Below are 18,549 nucleotides of genomic sequence, written 5' to 3'. Positions count from 1 at the left end.
TAGGCGCTGTTTTCGAAATCCAGTAATGCGATTTGATAGGCGAATTTCGCGCCTTCTTCCTCAGGTGCATCTGCGGCCAGGGTCGAGGTGCCGTCGGGGTTTTTATCGGCCAGTTCGGTACGCAACAGGTTGTCGAGGTGGTGCCCGAACTCATGCAGCAACACGGCCAGAAATTGCGTAGCGCCATCGCGATGGCTGGAGGCGTTGATGAGAGCGGCTTCATGCACGCGAATCACACGCTCCTGGTTGTCGTAGTCAGCCGGGTACGCGCCAGCGGACATCACCCGATGCTCCGGGTTGGCAATGCTGCCTGCCCGCAGCCCGTCGTACAGTTTGATGTAGGTGTGCGCCGGGATGTCGAACCCGAAGATCGGCGCCAGCATCAGGACGAATTCCGCTGCGGTACTGCGAGTTGCCAGTTCGGTGATCTGCTCCAGGGCGAAGGTGGATTCCATGCTGGACGCTTGAAGGATGACCGGCACAGTCTGCGGCAACAGCGCAAATTGTGGCGTGGCGTCCATGTGTTTCATCCCGCCGGGCCCGCTGAATTTGCGGATCACGCCTTTTACATCCACCTCGCCGGGTGCGTGGATGCTGATGTTGCCGTCCTTGATTTCGATGTACGCCCCGCCGCTGGTGAGCAGGATGCCGTCCTGGGCGGAGAGCTGAATGCGCTGGCCGGTGGAGGTAATGAGGACGTCGTTTTGCGCCGTCAGCTCGATGTCATCGCTCTGCGCCTGAATCGCCACTTTGCCCTTGGCGGCGAACAGCTTGGCGCCCGCGTTTTTGGCGAACAGGCTGATGCCTTCGGCGACGCTGGCGAGCAGGGATTTGCCACTGGCGAGGGTGAGGTTTTCGCCGCTGGCCAGCGTGGTTTGCAGCGCGCTGTACAGGTGAGTGTTTCGCGCGGTGGTGCTGGCGATGTCATTGGGCGCCGAAAACATTATCAGCGGCTGTTCAAACCCGGCTGACTGACCATGGCCTGCGCTGCTGCCTTCGCCGTGGCGCAACGGGCTGTCGGTGTCGCGCTTGAGTGTCTGCAGGCTGTCGAGGGCGCTGGTTAAAGCGTCGGCGTTGTGCCCCGCAGCATCGTCCGACAACGTTTGCAACCGACACTCGCTGTCTTCGAGTTGCTGGCGCGCTTCTTCGGCGTCCATCTGCCCGCCTTGGGCTTTGCTGCGTTTCCAGGTGCTGACGTGCAAACCCTGCTGCGCACGAATCGCCCCGAACGCGTCGCTGCGCAGTTCAAAACCGCTGCCGCGAAGCCCGCCGCGCTGGTTGCCCTGCTGATCGATCAGATAACCCATGTTCAGTTGCGTGTGGGCGTGGCTGCTGTGCAGTTGGGTGCGCACCTGTTGCGGCGTGTCATCCATGACCCACTGATTGAAGCCACGGCCTTTAAGCTCTTTGCTTTTGTAGCCGCTCATCTGGCCGCTGCTGTGCCAGGCGGGTTTGTCGCCACCGTAGACCTGTCCAAGGATCAGCGGCCGATCAATGTCGTTGTCGAGAAATGTCACCACCACTTCCTCGCCACCCCGAGGCACCTGCACGCTGCCCCAATCGGGCCCGCTGCTGTTTTGCAGCATGCGTATCCAGCACGAACCCAGTTGCCCCTCTGGGGTGCGGCGATCCCAATGAAAACGCACGCACACGCGGTTCAACGCATCGGTGAACACTTCGTGATCGGGCGGCGTGACCACCACCGCCGTCTGCGGGCCGGGCATGTGCGGCTTGTGGTGTTCCGGCGCGCTGCGGTAAGGCACGCCGTACGGCTGGGCCTCGAAACGGTTCAGGTAAAAACCGTGAGCAGTTTGCTGACTTTTCTGATCGACAGCGCTGCTATTCAGCCGGCACGAGCGGATGTCATGAGCGCCGCGAGGCTGTCGGGGGCATCGCGTCGGCCTTGGGGAATGGGCAGGTTGCTCTCGGCGAAGAACTCCACCGCAATCAGCAGAAACTGCCGATCACGCTCCAGGCATTGGTCGTGACGTGGATGCTGCGTCAACTCGAACCAGCGACCGGCACACAGTTGCCTGACGCCGCCTTGCCCCTGGATGCGCCGCGCCTGGGACTCCAGTTGTTCGATGCGCACACGCGCCAGCCAGTCGCCACGGTCAACGTTTTCCCAGGCGTATTGGCCCTGATAACGGTACTGCTCCAGTTGCTGCGGCGCGGCTGGATCTGCGAGTGCGCGCATGAAGCTTTCGTTGCGCTGCGCATGGGCGCGATAGTCATTGCTGCGCCAATGCAAACGCCCGCTGTGGACCTGCACGCCGGTGTTCCAGTGAGTGATGCTGTCCTGGGTTTCGGTTGCCGACTGGGTATGAAAGCGCAGGCGCAGCGGGTTCAGTTGCTCCAACGTGTCGACGCTGTCGGTAAACACGATGCAGTGCTGGTCAAGCTGATGTTCGACGTACCAGAAAATCCCCTCTTGCTCGCACCAGCGCTGAATGAAACACGCGTCCGTTTCGTTGAACTGGGTGACGTAGGACAGGGCGCGATACTCGCGTCGAAACTCGAACCGGTAATGCCCCTGTGCCCATTCATAGCCGGCGAAGACGTCGTGAAAGATCGCCGGCAAATCGACGTCCTGCCAGATGCGGCAATCGGTGCGGTGTTCCAGCCAGTGAAACCAGGGCGCGAACACCAGTTGCCAGTCGTCCAGCCCGGCATCGCTGCCCAGATAACGCACCTGCTCGACCCAGCCATGGCGTAGGGCAAAACCGCCGTCATCCTGCAAAACACGCAGGCACACTGCTTCACCGATCAGCGCTTCGGGGTCGTGCTCAAGATCCTGAACGACGACATCCACGACAACACGCGGGATACGGCCCAGCCGCTCGACCGAATGCGCACGCAAGGCAAGCACCGCATCTGCGCCCAAGGGCGTGTCGAGCTGCAACAGCCGCCCGGTCTGGGTCAGCCGGGTGTGGAAAAGCGAGTTCATAAAGCGTGCGTCCTTTCGGGTTATCGGCTTGACGTTCCTGTCGGGCAAAAGAAATCTGTGCCGAGGCAACGACTTCACTAAAAAGACGTGGTGCGGGCGGTCTTGATAGCGCGATTGCGTTATGTGCAAAGCATCTGAACGACACTGGCAAACAACCAGAGAGAAATACTATGAATCAGGAAAGCGCGATTGGAACTCAGACGCAGACGACGCTCTGTGAATGCCTCTTCCGATAACAACGAAGGTTATGACCTACACGACAATAAACATTTAAAACTTCTATTCTTTTTCACGACTTAAGTGGCAACTTAATCCGCAACTTAATACTCATAAAAAAACCCCGCACGGTACGCCCGGCGGGGTTTTCTATAGTCTGATCGGCCTTAGCGACGATCAATCCACACCGTCTGCGCGTTGCAGAACTCCCGGATGCCGAAGTGCGACAGCTCGCGCCCGAAACCACTTTTCTTCACCCCGCCAATTGGCACACGGGCGTCGGAAGCGGTGTAACCGTTGATGAACACGCCGCCTGTTTCCAGGCGTGACGCGATGTCCCGAGCGAGGGCTTCGTCGGCGGTCCAGACGCTGCCCGCCAGACCGAATTCGCTGTCGTTTGCCAGCTCCACTGCATGCTCGGCATCACGGGCGGCGATCAGTGAGGCGACCGGGCCAAACAGCTCTTCTTTGAACGAGGTCATGCCCGGGCGCACATCGGCCAGAATGGTCGGCGCGTAATAGTTACCGTCACCCGCAATGGCTTCGCCGCCGAGCAGCAACGACGCGCCTTCGGACAATGTGGCCAGGACCTGACCGTGGAGCTCGTCGCGCAGATCGTAACGGGCCATTGGCCCGATGTAAGTCGACTCCAGCTGCGGGTCGCCGACCTTGAGCGCGGTGACCGCCGCGACGAACTTGTCGGTGAACGCCTGCAACACACTCTCTTGCACGATGATGCGCTTGGCGGCCACGCAGATCTGTCCGCTGTTCTGATAGCGACCGACCATCGCGGCCTTGACCGCTTCGTCCAGGTTGGCATCGGCCAGCACAATGAACGGATCGGAACCGCCGAGTTCCAGCACGCATTTTTTCAGCGCAGCGCCTGCCTGGCTCGCAATTGCCGAGCCTGCCCGAACGCTCCCGGTCACGGCAACGGCAGCGATGCGCGGATCAGCGATGGCCTTGGACACGCCCTCGTTAGTGGCGTTGATCACCTCGAAAACGCCTTCGGTGAGGCCCGCTTCACGCCAGACGTCGCGCAGCAAAAAGGCGCAGCCCATGACGTTCGGCGCATGTTTGAGCACGTAGCCGTTGCCCGCCAGAATCATCGGGATGGCGCCGCGCAAGACTTGCCAGACCGGGAAGTTCCACGGCATGACCGCCAGCACCGGACCCAGCGGCCGATACGCGATGTAGGCCTTGTCGTTTTCGACTGAGGTCTTTTCGGGTTCCAGCATCGCCGGACCATGCTGTGCATACCATTCGCAGGTGACGGCGCATTTCTCGATCTCAGCGCGGGCCTGAGCGATCGGCTTGCCCATTTCCGCCGTGATCATTTGCGCCATCGCTTCGGTTTTTTCGCGCAGCACCCGCGCCAGGTTTACCAAAACCTGCGCTCGACCGCTGACAGGCTGTTCTCGCCAGACCTTGAACCCTGCCGCAGCGCGTTCCAGCGACTGTTCGAGTTGCTCGACACTCTCAAACGGATACTCCGCAAAAACCTGGCCGCTGGCGGGGTTCAGTGAAATAGCGTGCGTGGTGGATGCGTGCCTGGACATGATCAATATTCTCCCATCGTGACTGGATCGGCGGCGGCCGACTGCCGTCTATTGCTTGAATGTGATGCCAACGATAGGCTGCGACGCACAAATTTAATAATGAATAATAATCAACGATTCATTCTCTTTCGGAGAAGATATGGACCTGACCCAGCTCGAACTCTTCAAAGCCGTTGCCGAGGAAGGAAGCATTACCGGCGCGGCGCAGCGTTTGCACCGCGTGCCCTCCAACCTCACCACGCGGATCAAACAGCTGGAACAGGAACTGGGCGTCGACCTGTTCATCCGCGAGAAGCTGCGCTTGCGCCTGTCGGCCACCGGCTGGACGTTTTTGGGTTACACCCAGCGAATTCTGGAACTGGTCGAGGAAGCTCGACAAGCGACTTCCGGCAGCGAACCCCAAGGCATCTTCACGCTGGGATCGCTGGAAAGCACAGCGGCGGTGCGGATTCCCGGACTGCTGGCGGACTTTCACCAACGCTACCCGAAAGTCGAGCTGGCGCTTTCTACCGGGCCGTCCGGCGACATGATCGATGGGGTGGTTTCAGGGCGCCTGAACGCGGCTTTCGTCGACGGGCCGCTGCGCCACCCGGACCTGGAAGGCAGTGAGCTGTTTGAAGAGGAAATGGTGCTGATCACGCCGTCGAGTCACACCCCTGTCAGCCGCGCGCAGGACGTCAACGGCAAAACGGTCTATGCGTTCCGCCAGAACTGCTCCTACCGCAGACATTTCGAGTCGTGGTTCAAGGCAGACCTGGCGACACCCGGCAAAATCTTCGAGATGGAGTCCTACCACGGCATGCTCGCCTGCGTGACCGCCGGAGCCGGCGTGGCGATGGTGCCGCGCAGCATGCTAGACAGCATGCCGGGGGGGCGAAACGTGAACGTCTATCCATTGAGCGACGCGTTTCGTTACCTGAACATCTGGCTGGCATGGCGCCGGGGCCAGCGGTCACCGGCGCTGAATGCATTGATTGCCTTGCTGCAGCCGGTGAGTGTTGAAAGCGTGACGTGAGCGATTGATGAACCCGGTCCGCGGATTGTCGATTTGGAGCAGGTTATCGAATCAGAAACCCTCACTTCACCGTTTTATAACGCAACCACACTCCGCCGCCCTCTTGCACCTCGGCCGAGTCCAGCGTCAGGTGCGCGGGTTGTTTCCAGGTCTCAGGGGCGATTTCGAACGAAGCAGGATGGTCCCCTCGCCCGTCGACCAATGGCAGCAACAGAACGCTGACCTCGTCCACCAGGCCAGCCGCCACAAAGGAACCACTGACATTCGGGCCGCCTTCGACCACCAGACGTTTGATGCCCAATTCGCTCGCCAGTAACTCGACGACGACGTGCAGGTCTATTTCGGTTTTGCCCCCAAACACGTAAGACACACCAATCGATTGCAGATAGGCCAGGTAGTCGTCGGACACCGCTTGCGTCACCACCTCGACGATATGTGAATCCAGCGCCTGATTTTTCTTCCAGCCCACCTTGCCGTGGGGATCGATGGATATCGCGTATTTGGCTGCGTCGCGGTCGGCAAAATGGTGGGTGCGCGGGATAGGCGCAGTGGCGAGCCCGGAGGGATAGCCCTCGTCGTGGGCGATTTCCTGCATGGTCACGCGTCCGCATACCCACGCATCGAAGGCGAACGTTTCAGCGAGCTTTTCGTACAGCTCGCCCGCGGCTTTTTTGAAGGGACGGTCCCAACCGTCCGTCAACGCGTGGCCATCCAGGGACGACATCATGTGGCAGATCACATAGGGCTTCATCGCTAACTCCAGGCAGGTTAATCAGTCGGCATGTAAAACCGACCCGCCCGCGCCCGCGATAGTTCACCCCGAATTCAGCCCAGCCCCACCGGGATCAGCGGCGCGCGACCACGAACAATCGAGGAAACGGCAACAGTACGGTGCCATCGGCCAATGCTGGGTACGCTTCGCTGATGGCCTGCAGATAACGCGACAGATAAGCCGCTTTTTCATCCTCATCCAGCGGCGCCAGATAGGGCCTGAGGGCCGAACCCTTGAACCATTCGACGACCGCCTGATGCCCGCCTGCCAATGGATGGTGATAGGTGGTACGCCACACATCCACCGAGCTGCACAGAGGTTGCAGCAACTCGTAGTAAAACGTGGCGTTATGCCGTGGGGGATGGCGCACGTCAGCGATCTTGCTGGCCCACGGACCCTCGGCGGCCACCTCACGGGCAAGGCGATGGGAAGGCTCTTGCATATTGTCCGGCGTCTGCACCGCCAGACTGCCGCCCGCGTTAAGCCTGCTCACCAGCCGCGGACACAGTTCTGTGTGATCAGTGACCCATTGCAGCGATGCATTGGCCAGTATCACGTCGTAGGTCTGATCGGGATTCCAGGACGCGATATCGGCAAGCACAAAATCGAGCGTCGGTAGACGCTCCCGGGCACTTACCAGCATGTCGTCCGAGCTGTCGAGGCCGGCGACGGTCGCTTGCGGGAAGCGCTCAGCCAGCACTTGCGTGGAGTTGCCGGGACCGCAACCCAAATCGACTGCTGCTTGTACATCGGTGGTCGCGATAGCGGCGACCAGATCACGCACCGGGCGGGTCCTTTCCTGTTCAAACGTTGAATACTGCCTGGCAGACCAAGTCATGTTAACTCCTTGTTGGGGTGCTGTGCTGCAAGGCCCGGGCTCTATCAGCTGCGTTTACACGCGCCCATACAGGTCGTTACCGCGCCTCAGAAATTGCCTTTCAACGCTTCCAGACCTCCTTCGTAAACCCCTTGAAACAGCGCTGACGCCTCGGCATCGGACACGCCGTTCGGGGTGAAGCGTCCAGACCACGTAACAAGCGTCTGGTTGTCACCCGACACACTCACTTGCAGCGTTGCCAGGTAATCGGTCACCGGAAAGGGGCCTTCAGTGATCGAATAGCTGTAAGTGCGCGCCTGATTATCGTAAGTCTCGAGGCGCTCAGTGATCGACGCGCCATCCTGGGTGGTGAGCTTGCGCAAGCGGCCTCCCTCAGCCGGTTCGCTGCTGGCTATCAATGGCAGCCAGTCAGGCAGCGCGGAAAAACCGCCAACCAGTTGCCACACTTTGTCGGCCGGTACGGCCAGATGCAGGGATGCAGATGCTGTTGCCATGGGGATTCTCCAGAGGTGAACGTAGTTAGGAAAGCCTGCACTCGGCAGGCCGGGGTCAGCACTGTGATCACGCACAGTCAACGCAACAGCCCAAGCGCACGATACCGCCAACGCTTACATGACTGCCTCAACCTGAACGGCCGGCTGTGCCTGCACAAATGGCTTTTTCTGCACGGCCAGCACGCCGTTCTTGATGGACACGATCTCGGCCATCAGCGACAACGCGATTTCAGGCGGCGTGTGACTGCCAATGTGCAGACCGATCGGACCGTGCAGGCGGCTGATTTCGTCATCGGAGAGGCCCAGCAGCGCGAGGTTTTCCCGACGCTTCAACGTGTTGACCCGCGAGCCCAGCGCACCAATGTAGAACGCATCGGACTTGAGCGCCGTGAGCAACGCCATGTCGTCCAGCCTGGGATCGTGAGTGAGCGCCACGATGGCCGTGCGCGCATCCGGCACAATAGACTCGACGGCGTCGTCCGGCATTCCCGGCACAAACCGGGCGCCCTCTTCCTCCCAGCCAAACGCGAACTCCTCACGCGGGTCGCAGATCAGCACTTCGAAATCCAGCATGCGCGCCATGGATGCCACGTAACGCGACAACTGCCCTGCACCGATCAGAAACAAACGCCAGCGTGGGCCGTATATGGCCCGCAGCGTGTGACCGTCGAAATTCAGCACGTCGTCACGATTGGCGGTGCCCAGGGTCACCTGACCGCTGGCGAGCGCCACCTCACGGAAAACGATTTCATGGTTATTGCAACGCGCCAGCAAGTCATCGACCCATGCGTCCTCGACCACCTGCTCTTCGGTCAGGCGCAAGGTGCCGCCACACGGCAGGCCAAAACGCGCCGCTTCGTCCTTGGTCACCCCATAGGTGACCAGTTGCACGCGTTCGGATGTAGACATCTCTGCCGACTGCGCCTGCACGCGGCTGATGAGATCGTCCTCAATGCAACCGCCGGATACGGAACCGGTGACCACGCCATCGTCGCGCAGGGCGAGCATTGCGCCGGGCGGACGCGGTGCACTGCCCCACGTCTGGATCACGGTGTACAGCCATACGCGGTGGCCTTCAAGGCGCCATTGGCGAACGCTTTTCAGCACGTTCAGATCGACACTGTCCAATGGGACCTCCTGCTGATAAGGGATGCACGGCCAGAAGACAGCGGATGCCCGGCCGGACTTTGGTAGGAGCGCACGGGGCAGCGATAAGTTCGCTCAGAAAGCCCGCGTTGTTGAGGCCGTCTCGCCGGCTCGATCATCCACACGCACGCCCACGCGCTCAGCCCTTGCAAGCGCTCGATCAAATCCCGCTCAACGCCAGATCCATCGCGAAGTAAGTGAAGATCAAATCTGCGCCTGCACGCTTGATCGCGCCGAGGGATTCGCGGACAACGCGCTGCTCGTCGATGGCACCAGCCTGCGCACCGAACTTGATCATCGCGTACTCGCCGCTGACCTGATACGCAGCCAGTGGCAGGTGCGAGGCTTCACGGATGTCGCGGATGATGTCCAGGTAGGCGCCGGCAGGCTTGACCATCAGCGCATCGGCGCCTTCGGCTTCGTCCATCAGAGACTCACGCAGCGCCTCACGACGGTTCATCGGGTTCATCTGATAAGTCTTGCGGTCGCCTTTCAATGCGCTGCCACCGGCCTCGCGGAACGGGCCATACAGCGCCGAGGCGAACTTGGTGGAATACGCCATGATCGGCGTCTGGGTGAAGCCAGCTGCGTCCAGGGCCGCGCGAATCGCTTTGACCTGCCCGTCCATCGCAGCCGACGGTGCAATCACATCGGCACCCGCGCGCGCAGCCATGACCGCCTGTTTGCCGAGGTTTTCGATGGTGGCGTCGTTGTCGACGTGACCTTCATGCATCACGCCGCAATGGCCGTGATCGGTGTACTCGCAAAAACACGTGTCGGACATCACGATCATCTCCGGCACGGCCGACTTGATCGTGCGGGAAATACGTGACACCAGGCCATTCTCGTTCCAGGTATCGCTGCCGGTGGCGTCCAGATGGTGCGACACGCCAAAGGTCATTACCGACTTGATACCGGCCTTGGCGTAGCGCTCGATCTCCTGTGCCAGCTTCGATTCCGGAATACGGTGCACACCGGGCATGCTGTTGATTGGCACAAAATCGTCGATTTCTTCTTCAACGAAAATCGGCAGGACCAGATCGTTCAGGGTGAATTCGGACTCTTGGAACAGCGAGCGTAACTGCTCGTTACTGCGCAAGCGACGTGGACGGGCAGCTGGAAACAGACTGGACATGGGAGTTCCTGGAAAATAATTTGCCGGGACATTGGCTCGGATAAAGCGTCAGGCCAACACGAATGGCGCGAAGCTTATGCCGGTGGCGGCAACGATTCAAATATCGGAGCGATAAAGACAATTGTCGGAGCTGCAACAGTGATCGCGAAAATTTCATCTACCGCTGCGCAACTAAAAGTTTGCAGGGCATGTCATTGCTATCGGACGGCGCGCATATCGCAGCGCCCTTTCAGGCGAGACCGGCCTTGAACACACACGCAGATCGACGCAATAACTTTTCCCTGGACGGTCTCAATTTCTTTCTTGCCGACGTGCGCGATGGACTGGGGCCTTATCTGTCGATTTACCTGCTGGCCGTTCACAAGTGGGACCCGGCGAGCATCGGTCTGGTGATGACCCTGGCCGGCATTGCCGCGCTGGTCACCCAAACCCCGGCCGGCGCGCTGATCGACCGTTCCAAAAGCAAGCGGCTTATCGTGGCCCTCGCCGCCTTTCTGGTGACGGCAGGTTGCCTGGTGCTGCCGTTCATTCATTCGTTCACCTGGGTCGCCATTACCCAGTCCATCAGCGCCATCGCAGGCTCGGTGTTCGCGCCAGCCATCGCTGCGATTTCGCTGGGGATCACCGGCCCCAAGGCGTTCACGCGCCGGACCGGGCGCAACGAGACCTGGAACCACGCGGGCAACGCCTGTGCGGCGCTGTTGGCAGGACTTTTTTCGTGGGTGTTCGGGCCAGTCGCGGTGTTCTACCTGATGGCGTTCATGGCGGTGGCGAGCGTGTTCGCGGTCAGCTTTGTGTCGGCCGATGCCATCGACCATGACGTGGCGCGCGGTTTCGATCCGGCGCATTCGAAATCGGGAGAGCACCCGTCAGGCCTGGCGGCGCTGCTGACCAATCGGCCTTTGCTGGTCTTCGCAGTGTGCTGCGGCCTGTTTCACCTGGCTAACGCAGCGATGCTGACAATGGTCAGTCAGAAGCTGTCACAGATCGACATCAGCCTTGCCACGCCATTGACCTCTGCCTGCATCGTGGCGGCGCAGATAGTGATGGCACCGGTGGCCTGGCTGGTCGGGACAAAGGCTGACGATTGGGGCCGCAAGCCGCTGTTGCTGGCAGGCTTTATGATTCTGCCGTTGCGGGGCGTGCTGTATGTGCTGTCGGACAACCCGTGGTGGCTGGTGTCAGTGCAATTGCTCGACGGCATCGGCGCCGGTGCGTTTGGCGCGCTGCTGCCTCTGGTGGTCAAGGATCTGACCGCGGGCACGGGACGCTTCAACGTCAGCCTTGGGGCGATCACCACCGTATTCGGGCTGGGCGCAGCCTTGAGCAACGGCCTGGCCGGTCTGGTCATTCAACAGGCGGGTTATAGCGCGGCGTTTCTGACCCTGGCTGCGATTGCCGCCGTGGCCTTCGTCATGCTGTTGGTGGCCGTGCCCGAGACGCTCAATCGGTCCAGTGCTGCCGATGACACATCGGTGCCTGCCGCGGTCCCCGGCTGATTCGCTCAACCCGTCGGTACGCTTGCAGCGCCCTCGCCCAGTGGGCGCTGCATCAGCACTGTGTCCAGCCAGCGGCCGTGCTTGAAACCCACCGACTCAAACACCCCGACCTGGCGAAATCCCATGCGCTCATGCAAGCGGATCGATGCAGTGTTTTCGCTGTTGCCGATGATCGCGATCATCTGCCGACGTCCGCCTGCGGTGCAGCGCTCGATGATCAGTTGCAACAGCGCCTGACCGATACCCAGGCCGCCTAGCCCATCGCGCACGTACACCGAATCCTCGACGGTGAAACGGTAGGCCGGCCGCGGACGGTACAAGGTCGCGTAACCGTAACCGACCACCTCGCCCGCCCGCTCGGCCACCACATAGGGCAATTCGTGGCTCAGGATGTCCGCCCGACGGCGCAGCATTTCCGCCAGTAACGGGGCTTCCAGCTCAAAGCTCGCGGTGCCATGAATCACGTGTTGGGCGTAGATCGCTTGAACAGCGGGCATGTCGTCGTCGCGGGCATCGCGCAGAATGAGGTCGTGGTTCATGCAGGTCTTCTTCAGTGTTCGAGAGGGACGAGGCGCGATGATGAACCGACGACGCGGGGGCCGTAAATACGTTTAAACTGCCGGCCATTTCTCGCCGTCTATACTCTCAATGAACCCCGAAGCGCTCGTTACCCTGCAACGTCATCTGTTGTCCTGCCTGGAAAACCCGCCCACTGAAACCCGACGTCTGTTCCACGGCCGTGGCCGCTGCTGGCCGGGACTGGAACAACTGACTGTCGACTGGATGCAAGGCGTGGTGCTGGTGTCGCTGTTCAAAGCGCCCGCCGAGGAGGAGTTGCAAGGGCTCAAGGCGCTGCTGCAGCAGATTCTCGACGCAGCGGCCTGGACAACATCGGGTGCTCACACGCTATTGCTGCAACACCGCTATTTGCCCGAGAGCACAATTGAGTGGCTCGCGGGGGAACACCTCGACGAATGGAAGCTGACTGAAGGCGGCCTGCACTATCTCGTCGATTTCGGCAAAAAACAGAACAGCGGCCTGTTTCTCGACATGCGCTACGGCCGCGACTGGGTGCGGGCCAACGCACGAGGCATGCGGGTCTTGAACCTGTTCGCCTACACCTGCGGGTTTTCTGTGGCAGCGATTGCGGGCGGCGCTGATTCGGTGGTCAACCTGGACATGTCTCGCGCAGCCCTGAACCGCGGCCGGGATAATCACCGACTCAATGGCCATGATCTGAGCAAAGTCAGTTTTCTGGGCCACGAGCTGTTCAAGTCATGGGGCAAAGTCAAAAGCGCCGGTCCGTATGACCTGGTGATCATCGACCCGCCCTCATTCCAGAAAGGCAGTTTCTTGCTCACCAAAGACTATCAGCGCGTGCTGCGCAAGCTGCCGGAGTTGCTTACCGACCGCGGCACGGTGCTGGCCTGCATGAATGACCCGTCCATGGGCGCAGACTTCCTCATTGAAGGCGTCACCCGGGAAGCCCCGGGCTTGAAATACGTACAGCGCCTGGACAACCCGCCAGAGTTTGCCGAGGCCGAACCCGGCGATGGCCTCAAGGCGCTGGTCTTCACGCAGCGGTGAACGGCAAGCGCCTGGCTGACGTCAGGCGCCCAATCGCGAAATGACGTCATTCAAGCCTGCGGACAGGCCATGCAGGTCGTCACTGGCCATTTGCGTGCGTTTGACGTTGTCCTGATTGGTGGTCGCAATGGAGGTGATTTCGGTCAGGTTGCGCGAGATGTCCTCGGCGACTGACGTTTGCTCTTCGGCGGCAGTCGCGATCTGGCGGTTCATGTCGCGTATCGACTCCACGGCTGCAGTGATGCGCTGTAATGAAGTGCCCGCAAGCGCTACCTGATCGACGCTTTCCTGGCTGCGTGCCTGGCCGCTCTCTATCGCCAGCGCCGCATCGGTTGCACCGGTCTGCACCGAATGAATGATTTGATTGATTTCAGCGGTCGAGGCTGCCGTGCGCTGGGCCAAAGTACGGACTTCATCCGCCACGACGGCGAAACCACGACCGGCGTCCCCGGCCCGCGCGGCCTCGATGGCTGCGTTCAACGCCAGCAGATTGGTCTGTTCGGCGATTCCGCGGATGACTTCCAATACCTTGCCAATGCGCCCGCTGTCGGTTTCCAGGCGGCGGATCACTTGCGCTGTATTGCTGATTTCGGTGCGCACATGGTTGATGGCTGTGATAGTTGCGCCCATCACTTTGTCCCCTTCACGGGAATACCGATCCGCTTCCTCGGCAGCATGGGAGGCGTCTGCCGCATGCCGTGCGACCTCCTGGGCGGTGGCCGACATTTCATTCATCGCGGTCGCCACCTGATCGGTACGCTCAAACTGCTCAAGCGTACCTTGGGCCATCAAAGTGGCGATTGCCTTCAGCTCGCCGCCAGCGGTGTCCAGATCAGTGGTGCTGCGTTTGAGACGGGTGAACGTGTCCGCCAAAAAGTCTCGCAGGGTGTTGGCTGCGACGGCCAGACGCCCCAGTTCATCCTGACGCTCGATACTGACGCGTTCACTGAATTTGCCCTCACTCAACTGCGCGACGTAGTCGATCAGCATACGGATCGGGCCGACGATGTTGCGGTTGACCACCCACAGCGTCAGGACACCCACCAGCAGTGCGGACGCGAGCATGATCAAGGTGCCCAGCAGGATCGTCTGATCGGCAGAGGCGCTGATCGCAATGGATTGTTGATCGCTCTGCTTGCGCAGTTCGGTCACCAGGCCGGTCATTTGTTCGCTGGCAGCACGATCCACACCCTTGACCGCCTGATCACCCGCTACCGGATCGCCATTGGCCGCAATAAACGCATCGCGACCTTTGCGATAGGCGGCACCGAGGGTGCGGTGCTCCTCTTTGAGTACGTCGATGCGTGACTTGAGTGCAGCATCAATGCCTGGCACGTCGCTCAAGCGCGCAAGCGATGCCTGAACCTGACGCTCCTGATCTTCAAACTGCCCCCAGAACTTCTCGCGATCGGCGGGCTGTTTTCCGCGCAGCAGCACGTTCTTCCATTCCTGTACCTGCACTTTGAACTGCAGGTTCGTCTGATCAATCAGCTGCGACCCCTGCAACGGGCCGTTGAGCAGTCCGCGATAGGCTTGCACGTCGCTGGAGAGGAAATGAAAGCAGGCGAGCGCGATCAGTAGAACAAGCACCAGGCTTGCGCTGAGCAACGCAAGGATCTGGAGTCGGAGGGATTTGGTCATACGGGAAACTCTCGCAGAAAGGGACCGCAAACTCCGGGCAAACCGAAGGTATGGACATCAACACCTCCGTTTGCCCCTCGCTTGCAAAGCGTTGTGCAACAGAGGGTTATTCCATCGACCTCGTTACCCGCTTCTTTAGCACGACCTGCACCCTCCCGGACCGCCGGTACATCGTTAACCGGCGGACGCGATCGTGATCGGCACAACGGCGCCGAAGTCTTGAAACAGATTGTTTCAACTATCCGATCATCCGACAGTCACACAGAACGACGTTCCCCAGACAAATCGAGGCAGGATGAGTTTTATTCTTTGTATGACGGTGCTCGGCATCCTGCTGATGTTGCTCGCGCTGACCTCCTCCTACCTGCGATGGCTGCCCGTGACCACTTCGGCGGTGTGTCTGGCGTTCGGCGTCGGCATTGGCCCGCTGGGGCTGGACCTGATGCAACTCGATCTGCGCACCGCCTACGAATGGCTTGAGCGGCTGACCGAAGTTGCGGTGCTGTTCTCGCTGTTCAACACCGGAATCAAGCTGCGACTACGGCTTAACGGCAAGGAATGGAGCGCGGCGTATTTGCTGGCGGGGCCGGTGATGCTGCTGACCATTCTTGGCACCTGCCTGGCGGCGCATTACCTGCTGGGGATCTCCTGGGGCATCTCTCTGCTGCTGGGCGCCATGCTCTCGCCTACCGATCCGGTGCTGGCCGGCCTGGTGCAGGTCAACAACGCACAGGATTTCGACCGGGTCAGGTTTGGGCTGTCGGGCGAAGCCGGCATGAACGACGGCACGGCCTTTCCGTTCGTGATTTTCGCGCTGGCATTTTTGGGCATGCACGACAGTAATTTCGACTGGGTGCAAGGCTGGCTCTTGAGAACCATCGTCTGGGGCGTACCCGTCGGCGTGTTGATTGGGTACGGTCTGGGCCGTGGTGTCGGGCACCTGATGATTTACCTGCGCATCAAGAATTCCGACAGCACCTGTTCGCCCAATGACTTTCTGGCGTTGGCGCTGATTGCGATGGCGTACGTCATCGCTGAAGGACTGGGTGCGTTCGGGTTTCTGTCGGTGTTTGCCGCAGGGCTGGGCTTGCGTCAGGCCGAAGCCCAGGTCACACAGTCCGAGTTGCCCTCGGAGCATGTGGCCAAGCCGGTGCTGGGGCATCTGGACAGCGACCCGGCCCACGCAACGGCTGGCACCGAAACGCTCAGCGATACCCAGCTCGCCGCTGGCGTGATGATGGGCGACATGCTGGCCTTTGGCGGCATCGTAGAGCGTTCAATGGAGGTTCTGCTGATCACCTTGCTTGGTGCCGCGCTGTCGCTGTATTGGGATTGGCGTGCGGTGGGTCTGGGGCTGGTGCTGTTCTGTGTCATTCGCCCGCTGAGCGTCTGGCTGTTGATCAGCCGCCGCGTACTCAACGTGCCGCAGAAAGCTTTGGTCAGCTGGTTCGGTATTCGTGGCATCGGCACGTTGTATTACCTGTGCTACGCACTGGCCCATGGTTTGCCCGAGGCGAGCATCGACACGACCATTGGCTTGACGCTGTCCGTGGTGGCCCTGAGCATTTTGTTGCACGGGGTGAGCATCCAGCCGCTGCTTGAGCGTTACGAGCGCAGCAACGCGATCAAGCGTGAAGACTGAGTCGCCCGTCTGACCACAGCCCAGGTTACGCTCGGCACGCCACGTTCATGTGCTGCGGCAGTTGCTCATGAATCTTGCTCAGCAGGTTATCCAGGCTGACCGGCTTCTGCACCAGCAGCTCGTCGCGCACGGTGTCGCAGATCAGCGCGCTGCGGTCTGCCGCCCCGGACATGAACAGCACAGGCAGCTCCGGGCGGATCTGCTTGATGACCTTGGCCAGGACTGCGCCGCCGAGGTCGCGCATCAGGCAATCGGTAATCAGGATGTCCGGGTTGGCGTATTCCAGTGCTTGAACAGCGGCAAATCCGGTGCCGACAGCATGCACTTCATAGCCCACGTCCATGAGCAACTGCGCGAGGGCCTCACGCAACGTTTCATCGTCGTCAACCAGCAGCACTTTAGTGTTGTGGGTGATGGTTTGATTCTGCGTAATGGATTGAGGGCTGATGCAAGGTTCCTCGTCGTGACCGCTGACCTTGAGCAGTAAACGCACCGTAGTCCCCGACTGCTCGCCGCAGGACACCGACGCCGCGCCCCCGGTCTGTACTGCAAAGCCATAGACCTGAGACAAACCCAGCCCGGTGCCCTCACCCAGTTTCTTGGTGGTAAAAAACGGCTGAAACACCTGCTGGCGCACAGACTCGGGTATGCCGGGGCCGCTATCAGTGACCATCAGCTCGATGTATTGACCGACGCCCAGGGTTTCGTTGACTTGGATCAAGCGCGTGCTTACGCGGATCTTGCCCTGTCCCTGCATCGCATCGCGGGCATTGATCAGCAGGTTGAAAAGTGCAGACTCCAGTTGAGTCGCGTCGCACCGCACCCTGACCGGTGCCCGAGCCAGGTCGAACTGCAGCCCGACTTCGGGCCCCAGCACGCGGCCGAGCATCAGCTCGATACTGCTCAATTGCTCGCAGATGTTGAGCATTTGCAGGGTCGGCTCGGAATCCCTTGAAAACGCCAACAAGCGGCTGATCAGCGCAGCGCCTTTGTCGACCGCCTGCAACCCGACCTGTGTCCAGCGCCTCACGACGTCGGGCTGCTGGGCTTTGCGGTCGATGAACTGAAAACTGGAGCTGATGGCTTGCAGCAGATTGTTGAAGTCGTGGGCAATGCCGCTGGTGAGCTGGCCGATGGAGGCCACACGCTGATTCTGCCGCAGCCGGGCGTGGGCGGCGTTGTCGTCGGCGAGCGCTGCAATTACCTGACGACTGAGGTGGCGCGCCTGCTCGTCGCTTTGCACGCTGAGCGCACGCAGTTGAAGTAGCGCAGCCGTTTGTCGCGCCAGCGCCTGCAGCGCCAATTGCTGCCCGGCGCTGAGGGTGCGAGGCACTGTGTCGATCACACAGACGGTGCCTAGTGCATGGCCGTCGTCCGTGACGATCGGTGCACCGGCGTAAAAACGAATGAAAGGCTCGCCCGTTACCAGCGGGTTACCGCTGAAGCGCGGATCCTTTGTTGCATCCTCGACCATCAGTAACGCGTCGGGTTGAAGAATCGCATGGGCGCAAAATGCCTCGTTGCGGTGTGTCTGCGTGACGGACAGCCCCACGCACGCCTTGAACCACTGCCGCTGCTCGTCCACCAGCGAGACCAGCGCTATTGGCGCATGACAGATGTGCGTCGCCAGCTCGACGATGTCGTCGAACGCCTTTTCAGGCAGGGTGTCGAGAATGGCGTAGCGCTCCAGCGCCCGTATACGACGGGCTTCATCAATGGGCAATGGGGCGTGATGGTCGGTCATGGGACAGGGGTTCGCGGTGAGGTACGACGACGCGTCCCACTACAGAGCAGGTTTCCCATCAGAAAGTTCGCTTACCGACCACAATCAGTGTGTCAGAGGCGTTTTAAGCCCGATAGACGTCGTCGATCAGTTGATCAGAACAAGCGATTGGACGCTCCGACCCAAGATCGGTAGCTTGCTTAGCAATTGATTCTGCGGGGCGGTCAATAGCCTTGCCTTGCAAGGCCTCCTCTTCGTATCGAACCACTTCCAGGAACATGCCGTCGTGTATCCGTACACGGTCGCGCACCGAGACCGGACGCTTGAGAACCCTT

The 18,549-nt window shown here is 60.5% G+C and carries 13 protein-coding genes and 1 pseudogene; 4 read left to right on the top strand and 10 right to left on the bottom strand.

Features of this window, described 5'->3' with window-relative positions; translation table 11 throughout:
* Window positions 1–536: 536 nt before the first annotated feature.
* Together OYW20_RS26230 and OYW20_RS11885 are read right to left on the bottom strand one after the other, a co-directional pair.
* Window positions 537–2,947 (bottom strand): annotated as a pseudogene (locus tag OYW20_RS26230) (type VI secretion system Vgr family protein); the annotation flags it as partial.
* Window positions 2,948–3,330: 383 nt separating this feature from the next.
* The gene (locus OYW20_RS11885) at window positions 3,331–4,722 is read right to left on the bottom strand and encodes an aldehyde dehydrogenase family protein (protein ID WP_268800866.1); all 1,392 of its coding nucleotides are present in this window, start codon (window positions 4,720–4,722) and stop codon (window positions 3,331–3,333) included.
* A 139-nt stretch (window positions 4,723–4,861) separates the two neighbouring features.
* On the opposite strand from OYW20_RS11885, the gene ptrR reads away from it, so the two are divergent.
* Window positions 4,862–5,737, top strand: a complete 876-nt coding sequence (ptrR, locus tag OYW20_RS11880) for a putrescine utilization regulator PtrR (protein ID WP_268800865.1) — start codon at window positions 4,862–4,864, stop codon at window positions 5,735–5,737.
* A gap of 61 nt (window positions 5,738–5,798) precedes the next feature.
* On the opposite strand, the gene OYW20_RS11875 is transcribed toward ptrR, so the two are convergent.
* The 5 genes from OYW20_RS11875 to hemB all read right to left on the bottom strand — a co-directional run bounded on the left by OYW20_RS11875 (window position 5,799) and on the right by hemB (window position 10,122).
* Entirely contained in the window at window positions 5,799–6,488 is a 690-nt protein-coding gene (locus OYW20_RS11875; RefSeq protein WP_268800864.1) for a RibD family protein, read from the bottom strand.
* A 94-nt stretch (window positions 6,489–6,582) separates the two neighbouring features.
* The gene (gene tam / locus OYW20_RS11870; protein WP_268800863.1) at window positions 6,583–7,347 is read right to left on the bottom strand and encodes a trans-aconitate 2-methyltransferase; all 765 of its coding nucleotides are present in this window, start codon (window positions 7,345–7,347) and stop codon (window positions 6,583–6,585) included.
* A gap of 86 nt (window positions 7,348–7,433) precedes the next feature.
* Window positions 7,434–7,841 (bottom strand): SRPBCC family protein, encoded by a 408-nt coding sequence (locus OYW20_RS11865; RefSeq protein ID WP_268800862.1) that lies wholly within the window; start codon window positions 7,839–7,841, stop codon window positions 7,434–7,436.
* Between the two features lie 114 nt (window positions 7,842–7,955).
* On the bottom strand, window positions 7,956–8,969 hold the full coding sequence (locus OYW20_RS11860; protein ID WP_268800861.1) for an XdhC family protein: 1,014 nt from the start codon (window positions 8,967–8,969) through the stop codon (window positions 7,956–7,958).
* 178 nt (window positions 8,970–9,147) lie between these two features.
* Window positions 9,148–10,122, bottom strand: a complete 975-nt coding sequence (hemB, locus tag OYW20_RS11855; RefSeq protein WP_268800860.1) for a porphobilinogen synthase — start codon at window positions 10,120–10,122, stop codon at window positions 9,148–9,150.
* Window positions 10,123–10,367: 245 nt separating this feature from the next.
* Between hemB and OYW20_RS11850 the strand changes: the two genes are divergently transcribed.
* Entirely contained in the window at window positions 10,368–11,621 is a 1,254-nt protein-coding gene (locus OYW20_RS11850; protein WP_268800859.1) for an MFS transporter, read from the top strand.
* Window positions 11,622–11,626: 5 nt separating this feature from the next.
* Here the strand turns inward: OYW20_RS11850 and OYW20_RS11845 are convergent, their stop codons facing one another.
* Window positions 11,627–12,160: a GNAT family N-acetyltransferase gene (locus OYW20_RS11845; protein ID WP_268800858.1), complete on the bottom strand. Its 534-nt coding sequence runs from the start codon at window positions 12,158–12,160 to the stop codon at window positions 11,627–11,629.
* A 109-nt stretch (window positions 12,161–12,269) separates the two neighbouring features.
* Between OYW20_RS11845 and OYW20_RS11840 the strand changes: the two genes are divergently transcribed.
* A complete protein-coding gene (locus OYW20_RS11840; protein WP_268800857.1) occupies window positions 12,270–13,208 on the top strand; it encodes a class I SAM-dependent methyltransferase in 939 nt (312 codons plus the stop codon).
* A gap of 21 nt (window positions 13,209–13,229) precedes the next feature.
* Here the strand turns inward: OYW20_RS11840 and OYW20_RS11835 are convergent, their stop codons facing one another.
* Complete coding sequence (locus OYW20_RS11835) at window positions 13,230–14,849, bottom strand: methyl-accepting chemotaxis protein (RefSeq protein ID WP_268800856.1); 1,620 nt, start codon at window positions 14,847–14,849, stop codon at window positions 13,230–13,232.
* A 295-nt stretch (window positions 14,850–15,144) separates the two neighbouring features.
* Here OYW20_RS11835 and OYW20_RS11830 point away from each other — a divergent pair, with 295 nt between their 5' ends.
* Entirely contained in the window at window positions 15,145–16,491 is a 1,347-nt protein-coding gene (locus OYW20_RS11830; RefSeq protein ID WP_268800855.1) for a cation:proton antiporter, read from the top strand.
* Between the two features lie 25 nt (window positions 16,492–16,516).
* Here the strand turns inward: OYW20_RS11830 and OYW20_RS11825 are convergent, their stop codons facing one another.
* The gene (locus OYW20_RS11825; protein ID WP_268800854.1) at window positions 16,517–18,235 is read right to left on the bottom strand and encodes an ATP-binding protein; all 1,719 of its coding nucleotides are present in this window, start codon (window positions 18,233–18,235) and stop codon (window positions 16,517–16,519) included.
* Window positions 18,236–18,549 lie beyond the last annotated feature (314 nt).

Source organism: Pseudomonas sp. BSw22131, assembly GCF_026810445.1.
Taxonomy (GTDB): Bacteria; Pseudomonadota; Gammaproteobacteria; order Pseudomonadales; family Pseudomonadaceae; genus Aquipseudomonas; species Aquipseudomonas huanghezhanensis.
This window is presented reverse-complemented; position numbering and strand designations above follow the sequence as displayed.